Origin of the sequence: Massilia scottii (assembly GCF_030846495.1) — a bacterium.
Lineage (GTDB): Bacteria > Pseudomonadota > Gammaproteobacteria > Burkholderiales > Burkholderiaceae_D > Telluria_A > Telluria_A violaceinigra.
In genome coordinates, this window is record NZ_JAVCWM010000078.1 from 1 (window position 1) to 938 (window position 938).

Below are 938 nucleotides of genomic sequence, written 5' to 3' on the forward strand. Positions count from 1 at the left end.
ACTTTGATCTGGATCATTAAGTGCCACATGGAAATATATTCGAAATAAATTTGCGTGTTGTCGCTATGGACATCTTGCAGCGCGGATGGACGAAAAAAAGCCAGCCGGATGAGGGCTGGCTGTCGCGCGAACCCGGCTTGCTCAGCCGGGGCATCCCTGGCGATTACTGCAGCAGCGACATGACCATCGAGGACATGCTGTTGCTCTGCTTGAGCATGGCGGTGCCGGCTTGCAGCAGCATCTGGTTGGTGGTCATTTTCGAGCTTTCGCTGGCGAAGTCGACGTCCATGATGCGGCCGGTTGCGGCCTTGCTGTTGGTGCTGATGTTCGACAGGTTGTTATAGACGTGTTCGAGGCGGTTGGCCGAAGCGCCCAGGGACGAACGCACGGTGCCGATCGAGGCGATCGCGGTCGAGAGCTTGTCGATCGTGGTCGAGGCGCTGCCGGCGCCGGTCAGTTCGGTGCCGGTCGTGTTCGGGGCGACGTAGTTGGCGGTCGTGGCGGTCACGTCGGCCACCAGGGTGGTCATGCTGCCGGACATGTCCACGGTCATTTTTTCACTGGTGCTCGAACCGATCTGGAACGTCATGGCCGAGGCGATGGTGCCGCCGACGAGCAGCTTGGCGCCGCCGAAGGAGGTGTTGGTCAGCACATTGTTCAGTTCGGTACCGAGGGCATCGTATTCCGACTGCATGGCGGTCTTGTCGGCTGCGGTCGAGGAAGCATCGGCCGCTTGCGTGGCCAGATCCTTCATGCGCACCAGCATGTTGCTTACTTCGTCGAGCGCGCCTTCAGCGGTCTGCAGCATCGAGGTCGAATTCTGGGTGTTGCGCATCGCCACGGCCATGCCGCTGGTCTGGGCTTTCAGGCGGGTGGCGATCTGCAGGCCGGCGGCGTCGTCCATCGACGAATTGATGCGGTAGCCGGTCGACAGGCGG

The 938-nt window shown here is 61.1% G+C and carries 1 protein-coding gene; it reads right to left on the reverse strand.

All coding sequences use genetic code 11. The annotated features are described in order from the left end of the window. Positions 1 to 163: 163 nt before the first annotated feature. Positions 164 to 938, reverse strand: a 775-nt coding sequence (locus tag RBA41_RS33360; RefSeq protein WP_306628639.1) for a flagellin N-terminal helical domain-containing protein, incomplete at its 5' end; no start/stop codon positions are given.